Genomic DNA, 17389 nt, shown 5'->3' with positions numbered 1-17389 from the left:
TCGCTCTGCGGAGGCCTGGCATCGCCGGATTTCGGCAGAAAGCAGAATGCCATGACCATGCCAGCCACCACCACCCCGGCCACCACCAGCCCGGCGACGACTGCAGGCGAGAAACTGCCGCAGACCGTCAAGGCGGGCCTGACCAGCCAGGAAATCCTCACGTTTACCATCGGCAACGAATATTACGGCCTCGACCTGCTGACCGTGCGCGAGATCCGCGCCTGGACGGAAGTCACGCCGCTGCCGAACACGCCGCCTTTCGTGCGCGGCGTCATCAACCTGCGCGGCGCCGTGGTGCCGATTTTCGACCTGCGGGTCCGCCTTGGGGCCGGTGCCGCCGAACCGACCAGCGCCAATGTGGTGATCGTGGTCGAGATCGGCGACCAGTTCTGCGGCCTGCTGGTCGATACGGTGTCCGACATCCTGGCGCTGGCCGACGACGCGCTGCAGCCGGTGCCGGCGACGGCCACCGATGCCGACCACAATTTCCTCAGTGCACTGGCCACCCACGAGGACCGCATGGTCGCCCTGATCGATGTGGCGCGGCTGTTCAACCGTGGCGTTCCGACGGTGTCCGAAGCCGCCTGAGGCGGCGGCCGCTTTTTCCTTCGCGGTCAGATACAAGCCCGGCAATCGCAGGATTGCCGGGCTTTTCTGTGCGGTGGTGGCATTGCCGATATTTTGATCATCAACAGTTGTACCGGATCGGTTGTATCCGATAGTAGAATAAGATTCTTTGCGGAACACCCATCGGATGTGAAACACTGCCCCTAGGGAAGCGGCGCTGCGAAAGACGCCGAAAATCGGGAAGGGGAACAGAATGTCCGTCATTTCCAACATCCGGATTGCGCCGCGCGTCCTGGCGGTGGTGGCCTTGCTCTCCATCGCTTCGGCGGGGATCGGCTATATGGGCGTGCTGTCGCTCGACCGCTATGAGCGCCAGACCAACCTGATGGTCGAGGTCGCCCGCCAGACCCAGTTCGGCGAGCGATTGAATGCGCTGGTCTATGCGGTCGTGATGGATTCCCGCGGCGTCTATATGGCGAAGAACGAGGCCGAGGCGAAGCGCTATGCCGGCGGCATCAACAAGTTCGTCGGCCAGGTCGACGAGCTGATGAAGGAATGGTCGGCGCTGGTCGGGCCCGATGTGGTGAAGGGCGAAGCCGCGCAGAAGTTCATCGCGCTGGTCAACGATTTCGCCAAGTTCCGCCGCGAGACGGCGAAGCTTGGCATCGAAGAGGGCCCGGAGGCCGCCAACAAGCAGGGCAACAACGACGCCAATCGCGCCAACCGCCAGGCCCTGAACGAGGCCATCGTCAAGATCAACCAGCAGAATGCCGAACGGCTGCTGGCGGTGAATGATTCGCTGACCGGCTATTACCAGACCCAGCGGCCCCTGCTGATCACCATCACCGTGGTGGCGATCGCCGTATCGGTGCTGCTGGCGTTGTATATCGTCATCATCACCGTCACGCGCCCGATTGGCCGCATCACCTCGGTGATGAAGGATCTGGCCAGGGGCGATACCGCAGTCGAGGTCACCGGCGGTGGCCGGCGCGACGAGATCGGGGAGATGGCTGGTGCGGTTCAGGTGTTCAAGGACAACATGATTGCCCGCGAGCGCGCGGAGGCGGAGATCACGCAGCAGCGCGCGGACAGCGAGCATCGGCGGCAGGAGCGCGAGGCGCGCGAGACGGCGGCGGGCGAGGAGATCGCCGCGCTGGTCAACCGGGTGGCCGAGGGCGACCTGTCGGGCCGGGTCGACGAGAGCGGCAAGGAGGGCTTCTTCCTCAGTGCCAGCCAGCAGCTCAACCGGCTGACCGCCAACCTGCAGACCATGGCAGGCGAGCTGGCCGATGTGATGGGGGCGATGGCCGAGGGCGACCTGAGCCGCAGCGTGCGTGGCGACTATCGCGGCGTGTTCGGCCAGCTGAAAGGAGCGGCGAACGGCATGGCGGAGCGCCTGCGCGATTTCGCCGGCCGGCTGACCGAGACGGCGAGCGCGGTGCATTCGGCCTCAAGCGAGATCTCGACCGGCAGCCAGGACCTGGCGAGCCGGACCGAGAGCCAGGCGGCCAGCATCGAGGAGACGGCGGCCTCGATGCACGAAGTGACCACGACGGTGAAGCAGAATGCTGACAACGCCCAGGCGGCCAACCAGCTGGCGGTGGCAGCCCGCGACACGGCGGAAAAGGGCGGCAGCGTGGTCAGCGAGGCGGTGGCCGCGGTGAGCCAGATCGAGGACAGCGCCAAGAAGATCTCCGACATCGTCGGGCTGATCGACGAGATCGCCTTCCAGACCAATCTGCTGGCACTGAATGCGAGTGTCGAGGCGGCCCGCGCGGGCGAGGCCGGCAAGGGCTTTGCGGTGGTGGCGCAGGAGGTGCGTGCGCTGGCGCAGCGCTCGGCCAATGCATCGAAGGACATCAAGGCGCTGATCGCGGCGTCGAATGCCCAGGTCAAGACCGGGGCCGATCTGGTCGGCCGCACCGGCAGCTCGCTGACCGAGATCGTCACCGCGATCAAGAAGGTGTCCGACATCGTCGCCGAGATCGCGGCGGCCTCGCGCGAGCAGGCGACCGGGCTCGACCAGATCAACACGGCGGTGGGCAGCATGGACGAGATGACCCAGCGCAATGCCGCCCTGGTGGAGGAGACCACGGCGGCGGCGCAGTCGCTGAACGGCCAGGCCCAGGAGCTGGCGCAACTGGTCGGCTTCTTCCGCCTCGGCGGCAGTGCCGCGCCGGCAAAGTCCCCGGCCGCCAGCCGTCCCGCCGCGCCGGCGCCGGCCAGGCCGACCGGCGCAGCCAATCCGCTCCGCCCGGCCCCGGCAAAGCCGGCCGCACCGAAGCCCGTCGCAAGGCCGGCGGCGAGTCCGCCCCCCGCGGCGGCGGCAAAACCCGCCGGCGATGACGACTGGCAGGAATTCTAGGCAGTTAACCGGGATTTCCGGGGCGGGTTTTCCGGTTGACAGCACCGGGGCCCGCCAGTATCTTCCGCCCCACTTTTCATCCGGGCGGGCAACGCTGCGCTCGGTTTTTTGTTACCGCCCGCTCTGCCATGCCGGTTTCCGGCCGGTGGGGCCCTGCTGAGGTTCGTATCATGAAGGTCGTGAATTCGCTGAAGTCGGCCAAGACCCGCCATCGGGATTGCCGCGTGGTCCGTCGCAAGGGCCGGGTCTACGTCATCAACAAGACCAACCCGCGCTTCAAGGCCCGCCAGGGCTGAAGCCCGCGCGCCGGCCTGTCCGGCGCCGGATAGCAGGGTATCGTTCGGCGGCCCGGCCTGTATCTGCAGGCCGGGCCGCTGCCGTTTTCGCATGTCTTTCTGGCCCGCCTTTGGGGTTGACTTTCACCGGCAAAGGGTTGATTTGTCAGGTTGTCAGACAAATCAGGCCCGACGCCACCATGCAGATTCTCGACCGTTCGACCGGCCTCAGCGACAGCCTTGCCAGCAGTCTGGCCGCGGCCATCCGTGCCGGCGAATTCGCCCCCGGCGCCCGGCTGCCGACCGAGAAGCAGCTGGTCGAGCGCTATGCGGTCAGCCGCGCCGTGGTGCGCGAGGCGATCGCCCGGCTGAAGACCGACGGCTTTGTCGAGACCCGGCAGGGCGCCGGTGCCTTTGTCACCGCCAAGCCCGGGTCGGCCAATTTCCGCATCGTCGCGCCGGGCAGTATGGAGACCGGCCTGTCGGAAGCCGATCTCGCCCATGTCTTCGAGCTGCGCGCGGTGATCGAGGCCGGCATGGCCGAACTGGCGGCACAGCGGCGCAGCGAGGAAGACCTGATCCTGATCCGCACCACGCTCGGCCGCATGGACCAGGCGCTGGCCACCGCCGCCGATGGCGGTGCCGCCGACGATGCCTTCCATGCCGCCATCGCCAAGGCCGCGGGCAATCCCTATCTGGCGCAGTTCTCGGCGTATCTGTCACAGCATTTCTCGGCCACCCGCGCGGTGGCCTGGATGCCGGCGGCGGTGACGGCCGGCAATACCCGCGCGTCGCAGCGCGAGCACCGCAAGCTGTTTGCCGCCATCGAGGCGCGCAACCCGGAAGCGGCGGCGCGGGCGGCCCGCGAACATATCCGGCAGTCCGAAGCGCGCTATTCGGTCACCCGGAAGGCAGGATGACGCCATGCTGATGCCGGCACCGGAGAAGGAAATCCTTGCCCAGCGCAGCATGCTGATCGACGAGCTGCGCAAGATCATCCCCGGCGAGGGCGTGATCGTCGATGAGACGTCGCTGCGCGCCTATGAATGTGACGGGCTGACCGCCTATCGCCAGCTGCCGATGGTCGCCGTGCTGCCCGAGACGACCGCGCAGGTCTCGGCGGTGCTGAAACTTTGCGACCGCATGAACGTCAAGGTCGTCCCCCGCGGCGCCGGCACCTCGCTGTCCGGCGGGGCACTGCCGCTGGCCGATGGCGTGCTGCTGGGTTTGGGCAAGTTCAACCGGGTGCTCGACATCGACTGGGACAACCGCTGCGCCGTGGTGCAGCCCGGTGTGACCAATCTCGGCATCACCCGCGCGGTCGAGCATCGCGGATTCTATTACGCGCCGGACCCGTCGAGCCAGATCGCCTGCACCATCGGTGGCAACGTGGCGGAGAATTCCGGCGGCGTGCATTGCCTGAAATACGGTCTGACCACCAACAACATCCTCGGCGTCGAGATGGTGCTGATGAATGGCGAGGTGGTGCGGCTCGGCGGCAAGCATCTCGATGCCGGCGGCTATGACCTGCTCGGCGTGATCTGCGGCTCGGAAGGCCTGCTCGGCGTGATCACCGAAGTCACCGTGCGCATCCTGCCCAAGCCCGCCACCCAGCGCGCCCTGCTGGCCGGTTTCCCGACGTCGGAGGCCGGCGGCGACTGCGTGGCGAAGATCATCGCCGCCGGCATCATCCCGGGCGGCATGGAAATGATGGACCGGCCGGCGATCCACGCGGCGGAAGATTTCGTCCATGCCGGCTATCCGCGCGATGTCGAGGCCCTGCTGATCATCGAGCTGGACGGCCCGGCGGCAGAAGTCGACGACCTGCTGCTGCGGGTCCGCGCGATTGCCGATGCCTGTGGCGCGGTGACCTGCCGCGTTTCCGAGAGCGAGGACGAGCGGCTGACCTTCTGGGCCGGCCGCAAGGCGGCTTTCCCGGCCGTCGGCCGCATCTCGCCGGATTACCTGTGCATGGACGGCACCATTCCGCGCAAGGCTTTGCCCGAAGTGCTGACGCGGATGGGCCAGCTGTCCGAAAAGCATGGCCTGCGCGTCGCCAATGTCTTCCATGCCGGCGATGGCAACCTGCATCCGCTGATCCTCTACGATGCCAACAACCCGGGCGAACTGGCCCGCGCCGAGGAATTCGGCGCCGATATCCTGCGGCTCTGCGTCGAGGTCGGCGGTGTGCTGACCGGCGAACATGGCGTCGGCGTCGAGAAGCGCGACCTGATGCCCGTCATGTTCAGCGAGGACGACCTCGCCCAGCAGCAGCGGCTCAAATGCGCCTTCGACCCGAACCACCGGCTCAATCCGGGCAAGGTCTTTCCCGTCCTGCACCGCTGCGCCGAGCTCGGGCGCATGCATGTGCACAAGGGCAAGCTCGCTTTCCCGGACCTGCCGCGCTTCTGAGACCGCGATAGCGAGACCGGCCCGATGCCCGAGACCTTCATTCCCGCCGGCACCACCGATGTGGTCGATGTGATCCGCTGGGCCGCCGCCGAGGGCAAGCCGCTCGACCTGCATGGCCGGCGCAGCAAGGCCGGTTTCGGCCGCCCGGCACAGAGTGAATATGCCCTCGACCTCGGCCGGCTGGCCGGCGTGCTCGACTACGAGCCGGCCGAACTGATCGTCACCCTCAGGCCCGGCACGCCGCTGGCCGATCTGGAAAAGCAGCTCGCGGCCAGCAACCAGATGCTCGCCTTCGAGCCGCCGGATCTCGGTCCGCTGTGGGGCCAGCCCGCCGGCCGTGGCACGCTCGGCGGCGCCATCGGCTGCAATCTCTCCGGCCCGCGCCGCTTCAAGGCCGGCGCCATGCGCGACCATCTGCTCGGCTTCACGGCGGTCTCCGGGCGCGGCGAGATCTTCAAGGCCGGCGGCAAGGTCGTGAAGAATGTCACCGGCTATGACCTGCCGAAACTCGTCTGCGGCGCCTTCGGCACGCTGGTGGCGCTCACCGAGGTCACGGTCAAGGTGCTGCCGGCGCCGGAGAAGACCCGCACGGTGCTGGTCTTCGGCCTCGATGACGAACAGGCGGTGCGCGCGCTGGCCGCCGCTGCCGCCTCGCCGAACGAGGTCTCCGGCCTCGCCCATCTGCCGGCCGGCATCGCCGCGCGCTCGGGCGTCGGCTATGTCGCCCAGGCCGGCCGCGCGGTCACCGCCCTGCGGCTGGAAGGCACCGACATCTCGGTCACCGCGCGCTGCGCCGCGCTGCGCGACCTGCTGCAGAGCCATGGCGCGCTCGAGGAACTGCATTCGATGAATTCGGCCTGGCTGTGGCGCGAGCTGCGCGATGCCGCCTGTTTCGTGTTGCCGCAGGAACGCGTGCTGTGGCGCCTGTCGGTGGCGCCGACCGCCGGGCCGGCGGTGACCGCGGTGATCGCGCAGGGCGTGCCCGGCGCCGAATGGTTCTACGACTGGGCCGGCGGGCTGATCTGGCTGTCGCTGCCGCCGGTGGCGGACGCCCATGCCGCCATCGTGCGCGGCGCCGTCGAAAACCATGGCGGCCATGCCACGCTGATCCGTGCCGATGCCGCCACCCGCGCCGCCGTGCCGGTGTTCGAGCCGCAGCCGCTGGCGCTGATGGCGCTCACCGCCCGGGTCAAGGCCGGCTTCGATCCGATGAACATCCTCAATCCGGGCCGCATGGTGGCGGGAGTCTAAAGCGATGCAGACCTCCTTCACCCTCGCGCAGCTCGCCGATCCGGATTTTGCGGCATCGAACGACATCCTGCGCAAATGTGTGCATTGCGGGTTTTGTACCGCGACCTGCCCGACCTATGTGCTGCTCGGCGACGAGCGCGACAGCCCGCGCGGCCGCATCTACCTGATCAAGCAGATGCTGGAAGGCGGCGAGGCGGCGACGGAAGAAACCGTGCGCCATGTCGACCGCTGCCTGAGCTGCCTGTCCTGCATGACGACCTGTCCGTCGAGCGTGCATTACATGCATCTCGTGGATCACGCGCGCGCCCATATCGAGGAAACCTACAAACGGCCCTTCGCCGATCGCCTGCTGCGCCACCTGCTGTCCCGCCTGCTGCCCGATGCCGGCCTGTTCCGGCTCAGCCTGCGGCTGGCGCAGATCGCGCGGCCGTTCGCTTTCCTGCTGCCCGGCAAGCTGAAGGGCATGGTGGCGATGGCGCCGAAGCATCTGCCCAAGGCCTCGGCCGTCGACCAGCCGCAGGTCTTCCCGGCACAAGGCGAACGGCGCAAGCGGGTCGCCCTGCTGACCGGCTGCGCCCAGAAGGTGCTCGACCCGAAGATCAACGAGGCGACGATCCGCCTGCTGACCCGCCATGGCTGTGAGGTGGTAGTGGCGGAAGGGGCCGGCTGCTGCGGTGCGCTGACCCATCACATGGGCAAGGAGGCCGATGCCTTCGCCAAGGCCAAGGCGAATATCGATGCCTGGCACCGCGAACTCGAACAGCATGGCCTCGATGCCGTGGTGATCAATGCGTCGGGCTGCGGCACCACGGTGAAGGATTACGGTTTCATGCTGCGCAGTGAGCCGGAATGGGCCGAGAAGGCCGCTGCCGTCTCGGCACTGGCGCAGGATATCACCGAAGTGATGCGCGATCTGGGCATGAAGCCGTCAGGCCAGGCCAGGCCGCTCAGCGTCGCCTATCATTCGGCCTGCTCGCTGCAGCACGGCCAGAAGATCACGGCGCTGCCCAAGCAGCTGCTGGCCGAGGCGGGCTTCACCGTGCGCGAGGTGCCCGAGGCGCATCTGTGCTGCGGCTCGGCCGGCACTTACAACCTGCTGCAGCCTGATATCGCCGGCCGGCTGCGCGACCGCAAGGTCGGCAATATCGCCGGCACCGGCGCCGATGTGGTGGCGGCCGGCAATATCGGCTGTCTGGTGCAGATCGCCGGCGGGCTTGAGGCTGCGAAGGGCAAGGCCATGCCGGTGCTGCATACGGTGGAACTGCTGGACTGGGCAACCGGCGGACCGCGGCCACCGGCGCTGGCCGGCCTCCGCGACTGACAGGCTGGCCGACTAGCGCGCTTTCACGGCCTCGACCGTGCTGGCCGGCGGCGGCGGATTGGCAGGCTGGTTGCGCTGCTTCTCGATCTGCGCCTCGGCATAGGCGCGGCACTGTTCCTCGGCCAGCATGCGCTGCGAGTTGCTCAGGACCTGGCCGGCCTTCAGGCCGCGCCGGATGTCCTGGATGCAGGCATTGATCAACTCGGCCCGGCCCGCCTGTTCGCCTTCGGCATGGGCGGCAGGGGCGGTCATCGCCACCAGCAGCAGGCCGGCGAGGGCGGCTGTCAGGGCAAGCATATGGTCGAGACTGATTTTCATACGATTGTCTTCGCATGAAAGCCCGGGGTGGTCAGGTTATTTTCCGGAAACCACCGGCCGGTTTTGATCGCGGGCGATCCGTTCGCTGATCTCCTGCATCAGCTCGGCCGTGACTGCCGTGCAGATGCGCCAGACCGTGTCAAAACCAGTCGGGCCGCCGTAATAGGGGTCGGGGACATCGCGGCCGAAGCGCGGCACATAGTCAAGGTAGAGCTTCAGGTGCTGACGCCGCTCTGGCGGGCAGAGTCGCTGCAGAATCTCCAGATGGCCCTGGTCCATGGCGAGGATCAGGTCGAAACGGTCGAAATCCTCGGGCGCCAGCTTGCGGGCGCGCTGCATGGCGATATCCACGCCGTTGCGCCGGGCGGTGTCGATGCTGCGCGGATCGGGCGGTTCGCCGACGTGGTAGCCATGGGTGCCGGCCGAATCGACATGCACGACCTCATGCAGGCCGGCCTGCTGCAGGCTGTGCCGCAGCATGCCGTGGGCGGTCGGCGAGCGGCAGATGTTGCCGGTGCAGACCATCAGCACGGACCAGGCCGGCCGTGTCGAAGAAGGGCGGGCGGCAGCGGGGGAGGGGCCGGGTGTCATGGCGCCGGAGAGAAGCAGCAAACCGCCAGACGGGCAAGGATGCCGGTATGACTATGGCGGGGCCGCCGCAAATTTGCGGTAACCCCCTCTATCGTCACGCGGATTTCCATCCTAAAGTGGCGCCATGGCAACCCCGCCGGACGACGAAACCCTGCTGCTGGACCTGAACCAGGCCTTTTACCGTGCCTTTGCCGGCCGCGATGCCGAGCAGATGGCCACGATCTGGGCCAAGGCGGCCCCGGTCTGCTGCATCCATCCCGGCTGGCCGCCGCTGTTCGGCCGCGATGCCGTGCTGGAAGGCTGGCGCCGCATCCTGCAGAACCCGGCCCAGCCGCCGCTGGAGATGCTGGCGCCGCGGGTGACCCTCTGGGGCGACGTGGCGCTGGTGACCTGCTTCGAGCGGGTCGAGGGCCAGTATCTGATCGCCAGCAATCTTTTCGTCCGCGAGGGCAAGGGCTGGAAGCTGAGCCACCACCAGGCCGGCCCGGTGGCGACCCCGCCGCCCGGCGGCGCCAGCAACGACGAAACCGATCCGGATCTCGACGACCTCGACGACATGGATGATGACGACGAGGACGATGACGACGATCTGCCGCCGGGCTCGGGCACCATCCACTAGGCCGGCCTAGTCGCCCTTCACCAGCGTCTCGATCCGCGCCCCGGCGCCGGCCTCGCGGGCCAGCCGCGCCTGCAGGAAATCCAGCATCGGCATCAGCGTCTCGGCCAGCTGCCACGGCGGGTTGACCAGCAGCAGCCCGTTGCCGTTCATCTGCCGCGCCTCGCGGGCCGGCCGCACCGTCAGCTCCACCGCCAGCGTCTCCGTGCCGAGGTCTGCGGCCAGTCCGGCCTTCCAGGCATCGACGGCCTTCTGCTCCTTGATCGGATACCACACGGCGAGCTGGCCGGTCGGCCAGCGCCGCAGCGTCGCCAGCACGGCACGCGCGACCATGGCGAATTCGTCCTTCGCCTCATAGGCCGGATCGATCAGGGCGAGGCCGCGCCGCGGTGTCGGCGGCGTCAGCGCCTTCAATGCCTCAAAGCCGTTGCGGTGATGCAGGGCGATGCGCGGATCGCGGCCGAAATCGATGGCGAGGTTATGCCGCAGGGTCTCGGCATCCTCGGGGTGCAGCTCGCACAGCGTCAGCCGGTCTTCCGCGCCGCGCAGGGACCGCGCCAGCAGCCAGGGCGAACCGGGATAGACCTGCAGGTCGCCGCCGTCCTCGCGCAGGCCCGGATTGAGGCTGCGCAAAGCGGCGACATAGCGCGGCAGGATGCGGACGGCGGCCGGATCGGCCAGCACCGCCTGCACGCCGAAACGGAATTCGCCGCCGCGCTGGGCTTCGTCCGAGGCAAGGTCGTAGCGGCCGATGCCGGCATGGCTGTCGATCAGATGCACCGGGCTCGGCTTGCGATGCAGCGCGGCCAGCAGCTCCAGCAGTACGACATGCTTCAGCACATCGCCGAAATTGCCGGCGTGAAAGGCGTGACGGTAATTCATCGTGTGAAACGTCGCAGGGTCAGACGGTCACCACGATGGGGCCGCTTTTGGTGATCACCAGCGTGTGTTCGTATTGTGCGGTGAGGATGCCCTCGCCGGTGACCAGGGTCCAGCCGTCGTCGAGTTCGTCGGCGAAATCGGCGCCGGTCGACAGGAACGGCTCGATGGTGATCACCATGCCGTCCTTCAGCATGCGGCGGTCGCCGGGCTCGAAATAGCTCGGGATGAAGCCCGGCGCCTCATGCAGGCTGTGGCCGACGCCATGGCTGCCGAGATTGCGGATCACCGTATAGCCATGGGCGCGGGCGGTACGTTCGATGGTGCGGCCGATGGTGTTCAGCTTGCGGCCGGGCATCACCGATTGCACGGCGCGGTTCAGCGCCTCGCGGGTGGTGCGGCACAGGCGGTCCTGGTCCGGGCGCACCGGCGGCACGACGAAGCTGGCGCCGGTATCGGCGAAGACGCCATCGCGTTCGGCCGAGACGTCGATGTTGACCATGTCGCCCGGCTGGATGCGGGTGTCGTCGGGAATGCCATGGGCGACTGCGTGGTTGACGCTGATGCAGGTGGCGCCGGGGAAGTTGTACATCAGGATCGGCGCCGAGCGGCAGCCTTCCTTGTCCAGCGCGGCGCGGCCGATCTCGTCGAGCTCGCGGGTGGTGATGCCGGGCTCGAGGCTGGCACCCATCAGGCGGCAGACGGCGGCGACCACGCCGCCGACCCGGCGCAGCAGTTCCAGTTGTTCCTCGGTCTCGACGGTCACGTCCGGGCTCCGGTCAGGGGATTGGTGTCCCTGCAGTATACGCGAGCCGGGCCGCCGGGTCATGCGCGGGCGGCGGAAATCGGCTACAGAAGATGCATCATGCTCGACCCGCTGATGCGCCGCCTGATCGATCCGCCGCTCGACCGCCTGGCGGCCGCGCTTGAGCGCGCGCCCTTCGGCCCCGATGCCGTGACCCTGGCCGGCTTCGCACTGGGCGTCGCCGCCGCGGCGGCCAATGGGCTCGACCATGGCCCGGCGGCGCTGGCGCTGTTCGCCGCCAACCGGCTGGCCGACGGGCTCGACGGCGCGCTGGCACGCCATCGCGGCCGGACCGGCAGCGGCGCCGGACCCAGCGACCGCGGCGGCTATATCGACATCGTGCTCGACTTCATCACCTACGCCCTGCTGGCCTTAAGCTTCGCGATCCGCGATCCGGTTGCCGATGCGTTGCCGGCCGCCTTCCTGCTGGCGAGCTTCATGGGCACGGCGTCGAGTTTCCTGGCTTATGCCATTCTCGCCGGCAAGCATGGCCGCGAGACGTCCTTGCGTGGCCGCAAGAGCTTCTACCATCTCGGCGGCCTGACCGAGGGCACCGAAACGATCCTGTTCTTCGCGCTCTGCCTGGCGCTGCCGCAGCATTTCGCCCTGCTGGCCTGGATTTTCGGCGCCGCCTGCTGGCTGACCACCCTGGGCCGCGTGGCGGCCGGCTGGCGCGATTTCAGCTAGGCGCCTTTCGCCTTCTTCAGCTCCGCCTCGATGGCGGCGGTGACCTTGAGGTCGGTCGGCTTGACCGGGGTGGGGAAGACCTGGGCCAGCGTGCCGTCCGGCGCGATCAGGTATTTGTGGAAATTCCACTTCGGCAGTGCGTCCTCGCCGAGTTCGGCGCCGATCCACTTGTACAGCGGATGCGCCTGCGGGCCGATCACATGCTGCTTGTCGGTCAGCGGGAAATCGACCGAGAAATTCACCTCGCAGAATTCCTTGATCTGGCTCTCGCTGCCCGGTTCCTGGCCGCCGAAATCATTCGACGGCACGCCCAGCACCACGAAGCCCCTGTCGCGGTAGGTGTTCCAGACCTTCTGCAGGTCGGTGTACTGCGGGGTGAAGCCGCATTGCGAGGCGGTGTTGACCAGCAGCACGGCCTTGCCGCGGAACTGCGTCATCGGCAGCGGTTTGCCGTCGATGCCGGTGAAGCTGAAATCATAGGCGGTCATGCCGGTCCTCGTGGTGGCGGGTCGCTTGGTTGCAGCACGGGCCGCGGCCGGCAGCAGGGCGGCGCCGGCCAGCCAGGCCAGGCTGCGGCGGCGCGACAGGGTGACGCGGGCCCGGAAAGGGCGGACGGGATCAGGCAGGGGCATCGATTCATGCTCCGTTAACGCAACCGGTCCTTAACTATAGCTCCGCAGGCGCCGCGGACCAGTCCGCCGGCCGCAGAACCGCCGCCGGCCTGCCGTTCACCCTGCATACAGCCGTCCGTGCCGCCATCCGAGGAGGCCGCCATGTTCAGTTTGCCCGGTTTGCTGACCTTTGCCGCCCTGTCGCTGGCCGCCCTGGTGCTGGGCGTCAGCCTGACCCGGCTGGTGCCGGGCCTCGGCGCCGAGCATCCCGGCATCCTGGCGCTGGCCCTGCTGCTGCTGTTCTGGAGCATCCGCGAGCGCTGGCAGCGCCAGCGCATCCAGAACCGCCTGCTGGCCGAGATCGATTCCCTGTCCGAGGAACTCACCTTCATGCGCGGCGACGAGTCGACCGAAGCGGCCCCGGTTGCCGCGAAGGCCATCAAGCCTGTCCTCCGCCCGGTGCCGGGCCGCGACAACCTGCTGGCGCCGGAAAGCCTCGCCGTGCTGGAAAGCCTGGCCGAAGACGACAGCCGGGCCCCGGCCGAGGACGGCGCGCTGCTCGATGCGGTGCGCGACGCGCTGAACAACAACCGGGTCGAGCTGCATGTGCAGCCCATCGTCAGCCTGCCGCAGCGGCGCATGCGCTTTTTCGAGCTGCTGGCGCGGCCGCGCGATGCCATGGGCCGCGAATACCAGGCGGCGGAATGCATCGAGGCACTGGATGCCTCCGGCCTGCGCGCTGAATTCGATGCGCTGATGCTGCTGCGCTCGGTGCAACTGGTGCGCAAGCTGGAAAGCCGCGCCCGCAACGCCGGCTTTTTCCTCAACCTGTCGCCGGCGATGCTGGCGCGGATCGAAACCTTCAATCCGCTCTACGAATTCCTGCAGCGCGAACGCGAGCGCGCCGGCAACATCGTGCTGGAATTCGCCTATGAAGGCGTGCGCGATCTCGATCGCGCCGGGCTCTACCGCCTCAGCCGCCTGTCGGCGCTCGGCTTTGCGCTGTCGATCGACGGCGTCAGCCGCTTCGATCTCGACTTCACGGGCCTGGCCAAGGCCGGCGTGCGCTTCGTGAAGTTCGATTCCGCCGTGCTGCGCGACCCGGCGGCTCTCGCCCGCTCGCCGATTGCCTTCGGCGACCTGCGCGAGGCCTGTGACCGGCATGGCATCGTGCCGGTGCTGAGCAAGGTGGAGAGCGAGGCCGACCTGCTGGCGCTGGCCGATCTCGATTTCCCCTTCGGCCAGGGCCATCTGTTCGGCGTGCCGAAGCTGGCGAAAGCCGCCTAATCCGCTTCAGCGCACCGCGAGCAGGGCCTCGGCCAGCTCGACGAAACCGGTGCCGCCTTCGCCCGCTGTGACAAAGGCGGGTCTGGCCGCAATACGGTCGAGAAACGGCCGCACATTGGCCACACCGACGCTGTAGGGAAAATAACCGAACATCGGTGCGTCATTCGGGCTGTCGCCGGCGAAGACGGCCTGCCCGCGCACCGCGTCGAGATCGGCGCCGAAACGTTCGGCAAACAGCACCCGGGTCATGGCAAGCTTGTCCCAGTCACCGAACCAGCCGTTGACATGAATCGAACTCACCTTCGCCGTCGCCCCGGCGGCCTCGAACAGCGCCACGATCTTCGCGATGGCGGCCGGCGGCAGTGCGGGCACGTCCTCGCAGAAATCGATGGCGAGGTCGCATTCGCGATACTGCTGGTCGGAGGCGAGTGCCGTGCCCGGCACCGCGCGCAGGATGGTTTCGGCCAGCGTCGCGAGTTTCGCACGCGCCGCCCGGCGCTCCGCATCACTCTGGAAAAACCGGCGATGCATGTGCCGCGCCTTGCGGTCATACTGCATGTACAGCGCGCCGTTCTCGCCGACGATGCCGGCCACCGGCCAGAAACGGGCGATCATGTCGCACCAGCCGGCCGGCCGGCCGGTGATCGGGATGACCCGGAAACCGGCGGCCTCCAGCTGCTCCAGCGCCGTATACGCAGCCGCGGTCAGCCGGCCATGACTGGTCAGCGTATCGTCGATATCGGCGAGCACGTAGCGGATGCCGCGACGTTCACCGGCGGTAAAGGCGGACAGGGGTTGAATCTCAGCCATAAGTCGAGGCGGGCAGCGCTTGCCGGGGGTGGGAGCGGTCCGTATAGTCACCGCGCCCAATCCGTCCGTCAACCACCAGCAGCCCGACCGGCCCGCCGCCATAACGGGCAAGCCGCCCCGTAAGGCGCGCCGCAATGCGAGGATCGTATCGATGACTTTCCAGGCCCTGCACGGCTATTACCTCGAGGACCTGAGCGTCGGCATGTCGGCGAGCTTCGAGAAGACCGTCACCGAAGCCGACATCGTCACCTTCGCCGACCTGTCGGGCGACACCAATCCCGTGCATATGGACGAGGCCTTTGCCGCCGCCACGCCGTTCAAGGGCCGCATCGCCCACGGCATGCTGGGCGCCAGTCTGATCAGCACGGTGTTCGGCACCAGGCTGCCGGGCCCGGGCTGCATCTATGTGTCGCAGGACCTGCGCTTCAAGGCGCCGGTGCGCATCGGCGACACCGTGGTCGCCCGCGTGACCGTCGCCGAGATCGACACCGCCAAGCGCCGGGTCAAGTTCACCTGCGACTGCCGGGTCGGCGATACCGTGGTGATCGAGGGCGAAGCCGTCTTGATGGTCAGCCGCAAAGCCAAGTAACGACGGGGAGTGGGCAGGGCCGTCGTCATGCGAATCCTGCGATCCGCCGCGAGTTTTCCGCCGGCCATGCATGGTGCGGTCGCCGCCATCGGCAATTTCGACGGCGTCCATCTTGGCCATCGCGCGCTGGTTGCGGCCGTCAATGCCGAGGCCGCCCGGCTTGGCCGTCCGCGCGCCGTCATCACTTTCGAGCCGCATCCGCGCCGTTTCTTCGTACCATCATCGCCGCCCTTCCGCCTTGATGCGCTGTCGACCAAGGCGCGCATCTTAAGCGAACTCGGCATCGATGCAGTGCTGGCGATGCCGTTTGATGCCCGGCTGGCGGCGAAGTCGCCGGCGGAGTTCGTCGACCATATCCTCGCCGACGAGCTGCAGCTCGGCCATGTGGTGGTCGGCTATGATTTCACCTTCGGCAAGGCGCGCGCCGGCGATACCGGCATGCTGCGCGAGCTGTGTGGCAAGCGCGACATCGGCGTCACGGTGGTTGCCGCCCAGCAGGACGGCGAGGTCTATTCCTCGACCCGCATCCGCGCCCTGCTGGAAGCCGGCAACATCGCCGAGGCCAGCCGCATCCTCGGCCGGCCGTGGGAAATCGTCGGTGCGGTCGAGCATGGCGACAAGCGCGGCCGCGAACTCGGCTATCCCACCGCCAATGTGGCGCTGACTGATTTCCAGGTCCCGAAATTCGGCATCTACGCGGTGCGCTGCGAGGTGGATGGCGAAGGCCATGACGGCGTCGCCAGCCTTGGCATCCGGCCGACCTTCGACCAGACCGACGTGAAACTCGAGGTTTACCTGTTCGATTTCGCCGGCGATCTCTACGGCCGCGAGATGCGGGTCGAATTTCGCGCCTTTATCCGGCCGGAAGAGAAGTTCGCGGGCGTCGACGCCCTGAAGGCGAAAATCGCCGAGGATTGCGACGCCGCCCGGCGGCTGCTGAAGGCTTAGGCCGGCCCGAATTCCGCCGCCCGGGCCAGCAGGCGCTGGGCCCCCGTATAGGTCGGCTTTTCCACCAGATGGCCATCCAGCGTGGCGCGATCCTCGCCCTTCGCCCGCGCGGCTTCGAAGGCGGCGACAATGCGGCTGGCGCGGGCGACTTCGTCCGCCGATGGCGTGAGTATGGCGTTGACGGCGCCCGCATGGCCCGGCCGCACCAGCGATTTCGCGGTATAGCCGAGCCGGCGGGCGACCAGCGTTTCGGCGGCGGCGCCCTCGGCATCGCCGAAGGTATAGGGGCAATCGATGGCGACCACGCCGGCGGCACGGCATTCGATCAGGAAGCGCTGGCGCACATAGGCGAGTTCCGTGGCCTCGCGGCTGCGCACCGCGCCGAGATCGGCCACCATGTCCTCGCTGGCGACCAGGCAGGCGGTCACCCGCGGGCTCGCCTGGGCAATCGCGATGGTCCGCGTCAGGCCGCGCGCGCTTTCGATATTGGGCACGATCTCGGTGCTGCCCGGCGCAAGGCCGAGCCGGATCTCGTGCTCGCCGATGGCCGCATCGAGCCGGGCGATCTGCTCGGGCGCGGTCACCTTGGGGATCATCACCAGGTCGGGCACGCCTTCCATCACCGCAGCAAGGTCGGTCTCGCCGTCCTCTTCCAGCGGATTGACCCGGACACCCGCAATCCGCCCGGCGGCCCGCCAGGCCGGATAGAGCGAAGGCGCCAGCGCCCTTGCTTCCGGCCGCCGCGCCGGCGGGGTGAAATCCTCCAGCTCCTGCACGACGACGTCGGCGGCACTTTCCGCGCCGGCCTGCAGTCCGGCGGGATCGGCGCCGGGCAGGAACAGCCAGGAACGGCGCAGGTGGACGGGGCGGCGGATCATCGGAAGGCTCCCGGCGGACGGCAACGGCCCGCTTCACTCGACAGGGTAGGGCCGGAATGATAAATCATCGCCATGCTTGGGCAATTCGTCATATCCCGGGGTCTGCCGCCGGCACGAATTAGCGGCCCGGTCCTTTCCTAAGGGCCGGGATTTCCACGACTTTTCCCGAAAATCCGCGC

Annotated in this window: 19 protein-coding genes; 12 read left to right on the top strand and 7 right to left on the bottom strand. The window is 68.0% G+C overall.

Going from position 1 to position 17389, the window contains the following annotated elements; all coding sequences use genetic code 11:
- Window positions 1-51 precede the first annotated feature (51 nt).
- The 7 genes from ACFOOQ_RS01700 to glcF all read left to right on the top strand — a co-directional run bounded on the left by ACFOOQ_RS01700 (window position 52) and on the right by glcF (window position 8191).
- Complete coding sequence (locus tag ACFOOQ_RS01700; protein ID WP_379720829.1) at window positions 52-588, top strand: chemotaxis protein CheW; 537 nt, start codon at window positions 52-54, stop codon at window positions 586-588.
- Between the two features lie 232 nt (window positions 589-820).
- The gene (locus ACFOOQ_RS01695; protein WP_379720826.1) at window positions 821-2932 is read left to right on the top strand and encodes a methyl-accepting chemotaxis protein; all 2112 of its coding nucleotides are present in this window, start codon (window positions 821-823) and stop codon (window positions 2930-2932) included.
- A gap of 170 nt (window positions 2933-3102) precedes the next feature.
- A complete protein-coding gene (gene ykgO, locus ACFOOQ_RS01690; RefSeq protein WP_300301874.1) occupies window positions 3103-3228 on the top strand; it encodes a type B 50S ribosomal protein L36 in 126 nt (41 codons plus the stop codon).
- Between the two features lie 179 nt (window positions 3229-3407).
- Window positions 3408-4127 (top strand): FadR/GntR family transcriptional regulator, encoded by a 720-nt coding sequence (locus tag ACFOOQ_RS01685; protein WP_379720823.1) that lies wholly within the window; start codon window positions 3408-3410, stop codon window positions 4125-4127.
- Between the two features lie 4 nt (window positions 4128-4131).
- Window positions 4132-5619: an FAD-linked oxidase C-terminal domain-containing protein gene (locus ACFOOQ_RS01680; RefSeq protein WP_379720820.1), complete on the top strand. Its 1488-nt coding sequence runs from the start codon at window positions 4132-4134 to the stop codon at window positions 5617-5619.
- A 24-nt stretch (window positions 5620-5643) separates the two neighbouring features.
- On the top strand, window positions 5644-6870 hold the full coding sequence (gene glcE, locus ACFOOQ_RS01675; protein WP_379720817.1) for a glycolate oxidase subunit GlcE: 1227 nt from the start codon (window positions 5644-5646) through the stop codon (window positions 6868-6870).
- Between the two features lie 4 nt (window positions 6871-6874).
- Window positions 6875-8191: a glycolate oxidase subunit GlcF gene (glcF, locus tag ACFOOQ_RS01670; RefSeq protein ID WP_379720814.1), complete on the top strand. Its 1317-nt coding sequence runs from the start codon at window positions 6875-6877 to the stop codon at window positions 8189-8191.
- 12 nt (window positions 8192-8203) lie between these two features.
- On the opposite strand, the gene ACFOOQ_RS01665 is transcribed toward glcF, so the two are convergent.
- Complete coding sequence (locus tag ACFOOQ_RS01665; protein WP_379720811.1) at window positions 8204-8509, bottom strand: hypothetical protein; 306 nt, start codon at window positions 8507-8509, stop codon at window positions 8204-8206.
- Between the two features lie 36 nt (window positions 8510-8545).
- Window positions 8546-9034: a low molecular weight protein-tyrosine-phosphatase gene (locus ACFOOQ_RS01660; protein ID WP_379725294.1), complete on the bottom strand. Its 489-nt coding sequence runs from the start codon at window positions 9032-9034 to the stop codon at window positions 8546-8548.
- Between the two features lie 190 nt (window positions 9035-9224).
- Between ACFOOQ_RS01660 and ACFOOQ_RS01655 the strand changes: the two genes are divergently transcribed.
- On the top strand, window positions 9225-9719 hold the full coding sequence (locus tag ACFOOQ_RS01655; protein ID WP_379720808.1) for a nuclear transport factor 2 family protein: 495 nt from the start codon (window positions 9225-9227) through the stop codon (window positions 9717-9719).
- A 6-nt stretch (window positions 9720-9725) separates the two neighbouring features.
- Here the strand turns inward: ACFOOQ_RS01655 and ACFOOQ_RS01650 are convergent, their stop codons facing one another.
- The gene (locus ACFOOQ_RS01650) at window positions 9726-10598 is read right to left on the bottom strand and encodes a 23S rRNA (adenine(2030)-N(6))-methyltransferase RlmJ (protein ID WP_379720805.1); all 873 of its coding nucleotides are present in this window, start codon (window positions 10596-10598) and stop codon (window positions 9726-9728) included.
- A 19-nt stretch (window positions 10599-10617) separates the two neighbouring features.
- Entirely contained in the window at window positions 10618-11361 is a 744-nt protein-coding gene (map, locus tag ACFOOQ_RS01645) for a type I methionyl aminopeptidase (RefSeq protein ID WP_379720802.1), read from the bottom strand.
- Window positions 11362-11460: 99 nt separating this feature from the next.
- Here map and ACFOOQ_RS01640 point away from each other — a divergent pair, with 99 nt between their 5' ends.
- Window positions 11461-12087 (top strand): CDP-alcohol phosphatidyltransferase family protein, encoded by a 627-nt coding sequence (locus ACFOOQ_RS01640; RefSeq protein ID WP_379720799.1) that lies wholly within the window; start codon window positions 11461-11463, stop codon window positions 12085-12087.
- Here the strand turns inward: ACFOOQ_RS01640 and ACFOOQ_RS01635 are convergent.
- Window positions 12084-12719, bottom strand: a complete 636-nt coding sequence (locus ACFOOQ_RS01635) for a glutathione peroxidase (protein WP_379720796.1) — start codon at window positions 12717-12719, stop codon at window positions 12084-12086. The two genes, ACFOOQ_RS01640 and ACFOOQ_RS01635, sit on opposite strands and share 4 nt — an antisense overlap.
- A gap of 141 nt (window positions 12720-12860) precedes the next feature.
- Here ACFOOQ_RS01635 and ACFOOQ_RS01630 point away from each other — a divergent pair, with 141 nt between their 5' ends.
- Window positions 12861-13985 carry an EAL domain-containing protein gene (locus ACFOOQ_RS01630; protein WP_379720793.1) on the top strand — a complete coding sequence of 375 codons (1125 nt, stop codon included), beginning with the start codon at window positions 12861-12863 and terminating at the stop codon, window positions 13983-13985.
- Window positions 13986-13991: 6 nt separating this feature from the next.
- Here ACFOOQ_RS01630 and ACFOOQ_RS01625 read toward each other — a convergent pair whose 3' ends face one another.
- Window positions 13992-14795, bottom strand: a complete 804-nt coding sequence (locus tag ACFOOQ_RS01625) for an HAD-IIB family hydrolase (RefSeq protein ID WP_379720790.1) — start codon at window positions 14793-14795, stop codon at window positions 13992-13994.
- 151 nt (window positions 14796-14946) lie between these two features.
- Here ACFOOQ_RS01625 and ACFOOQ_RS01620 point away from each other — a divergent pair, with 151 nt between their 5' ends.
- Entirely contained in the window at window positions 14947-15384 is a 438-nt protein-coding gene (locus ACFOOQ_RS01620; protein WP_379720787.1) for a MaoC family dehydratase, read from the top strand.
- 27 nt (window positions 15385-15411) lie between these two features.
- Window positions 15412-16332: a bifunctional riboflavin kinase/FAD synthetase gene (locus ACFOOQ_RS01615; protein ID WP_379720784.1), complete on the top strand. Its 921-nt coding sequence runs from the start codon at window positions 15412-15414 to the stop codon at window positions 16330-16332.
- On the opposite strand, the gene ACFOOQ_RS01610 is transcribed toward ACFOOQ_RS01615, so the two are convergent.
- Window positions 16329-17210: an HpcH/HpaI aldolase/citrate lyase family protein gene (locus tag ACFOOQ_RS01610; protein WP_379720781.1), complete on the bottom strand. Its 882-nt coding sequence runs from the start codon at window positions 17208-17210 to the stop codon at window positions 16329-16331. The genes ACFOOQ_RS01615 and ACFOOQ_RS01610 overlap by 4 nt on opposite strands.
- Window positions 17211-17389 lie beyond the last annotated feature (179 nt).

Source organism: Ferrovibrio xuzhouensis (genome assembly GCF_042648965.1).
Classification (GTDB): domain Bacteria; phylum Pseudomonadota; class Alphaproteobacteria; order Ferrovibrionales; family Ferrovibrionaceae; genus Ferrovibrio; species Ferrovibrio xuzhouensis.
This window is presented reverse-complemented; position numbering and strand designations above follow the sequence as displayed.

Bases quoted from the DNA above. Each gene is read 5' to 3' on its own strand.
- ACFOOQ_RS01620 (WP_379720787.1), top strand. From the start codon at position 14,947: ATGACTTTCCAGGCCCTGCACGGCTATTACCTCGAGGACCTGAGCGTC.
- ACFOOQ_RS01640 (WP_379720799.1), top strand. From the start codon at position 11,461: ATGCTCGACCCGCTGATGCGCCGCCTGATCGATCCGCCGCTCGACCGC.
- glcE (WP_379720817.1), top strand. From the start codon at position 5,644: ATGCCCGAGACCTTCATTCCCGCCGGCACCACCGATGTGGTCGATGTG.
- glcF (WP_379720814.1), top strand. From the start codon at position 6,875: ATGCAGACCTCCTTCACCCTCGCGCAGCTCGCCGATCCGGATTTTGCG.
- ACFOOQ_RS01695 (WP_379720826.1), top strand. From the start codon at position 821: ATGTCCGTCATTTCCAACATCCGGATTGCGCCGCGCGTCCTGGCGGTG.
- ACFOOQ_RS01650 (WP_379720805.1), bottom strand. From the start codon at position 10,598: ATGAATTACCGTCACGCCTTTCACGCCGGCAATTTCGGCGATGTGCTG.
- ACFOOQ_RS01625 (WP_379720790.1), bottom strand. From the start codon at position 14,795: ATGGCTGAGATTCAACCCCTGTCCGCCTTTACCGCCGGTGAACGTCGC.
- ACFOOQ_RS01615 (WP_379720784.1), top strand. From the start codon at position 15,412: ATGCGAATCCTGCGATCCGCCGCGAGTTTTCCGCCGGCCATGCATGGT.
- ACFOOQ_RS01700 (WP_379720829.1), top strand. From the start codon at position 52: ATGACCATGCCAGCCACCACCACCCCGGCCACCACCAGCCCGGCGACG.
- ACFOOQ_RS01685 (WP_379720823.1), top strand. From the start codon at position 3,408: ATGCAGATTCTCGACCGTTCGACCGGCCTCAGCGACAGCCTTGCCAGC.
- ykgO (WP_300301874.1), top strand. From the start codon at position 3,103: ATGAAGGTCGTGAATTCGCTGAAGTCGGCCAAGACCCGCCATCGGGAT.
- ACFOOQ_RS01635 (WP_379720796.1), bottom strand. From the start codon at position 12,719: ATGCCCCTGCCTGATCCCGTCCGCCCTTTCCGGGCCCGCGTCACCCTG.
- ACFOOQ_RS01610 (WP_379720781.1), bottom strand. From the start codon at position 17,210: ATGATCCGCCGCCCCGTCCACCTGCGCCGTTCCTGGCTGTTCCTGCCC.
- ACFOOQ_RS01630 (WP_379720793.1), top strand. From the start codon at position 12,861: ATGTTCAGTTTGCCCGGTTTGCTGACCTTTGCCGCCCTGTCGCTGGCC.
- ACFOOQ_RS01680 (WP_379720820.1), top strand. From the start codon at position 4,132: ATGCTGATGCCGGCACCGGAGAAGGAAATCCTTGCCCAGCGCAGCATG.
- ACFOOQ_RS01660 (WP_379725294.1), bottom strand. From the start codon at position 9,034: ATGGTCTGCACCGGCAACATCTGCCGCTCGCCGACCGCCCACGGCATG.
- ACFOOQ_RS01655 (WP_379720808.1), top strand. From the start codon at position 9,225: ATGGCAACCCCGCCGGACGACGAAACCCTGCTGCTGGACCTGAACCAG.
- ACFOOQ_RS01665 (WP_379720811.1), bottom strand. From the start codon at position 8,509: ATGAAAATCAGTCTCGACCATATGCTTGCCCTGACAGCCGCCCTCGCC.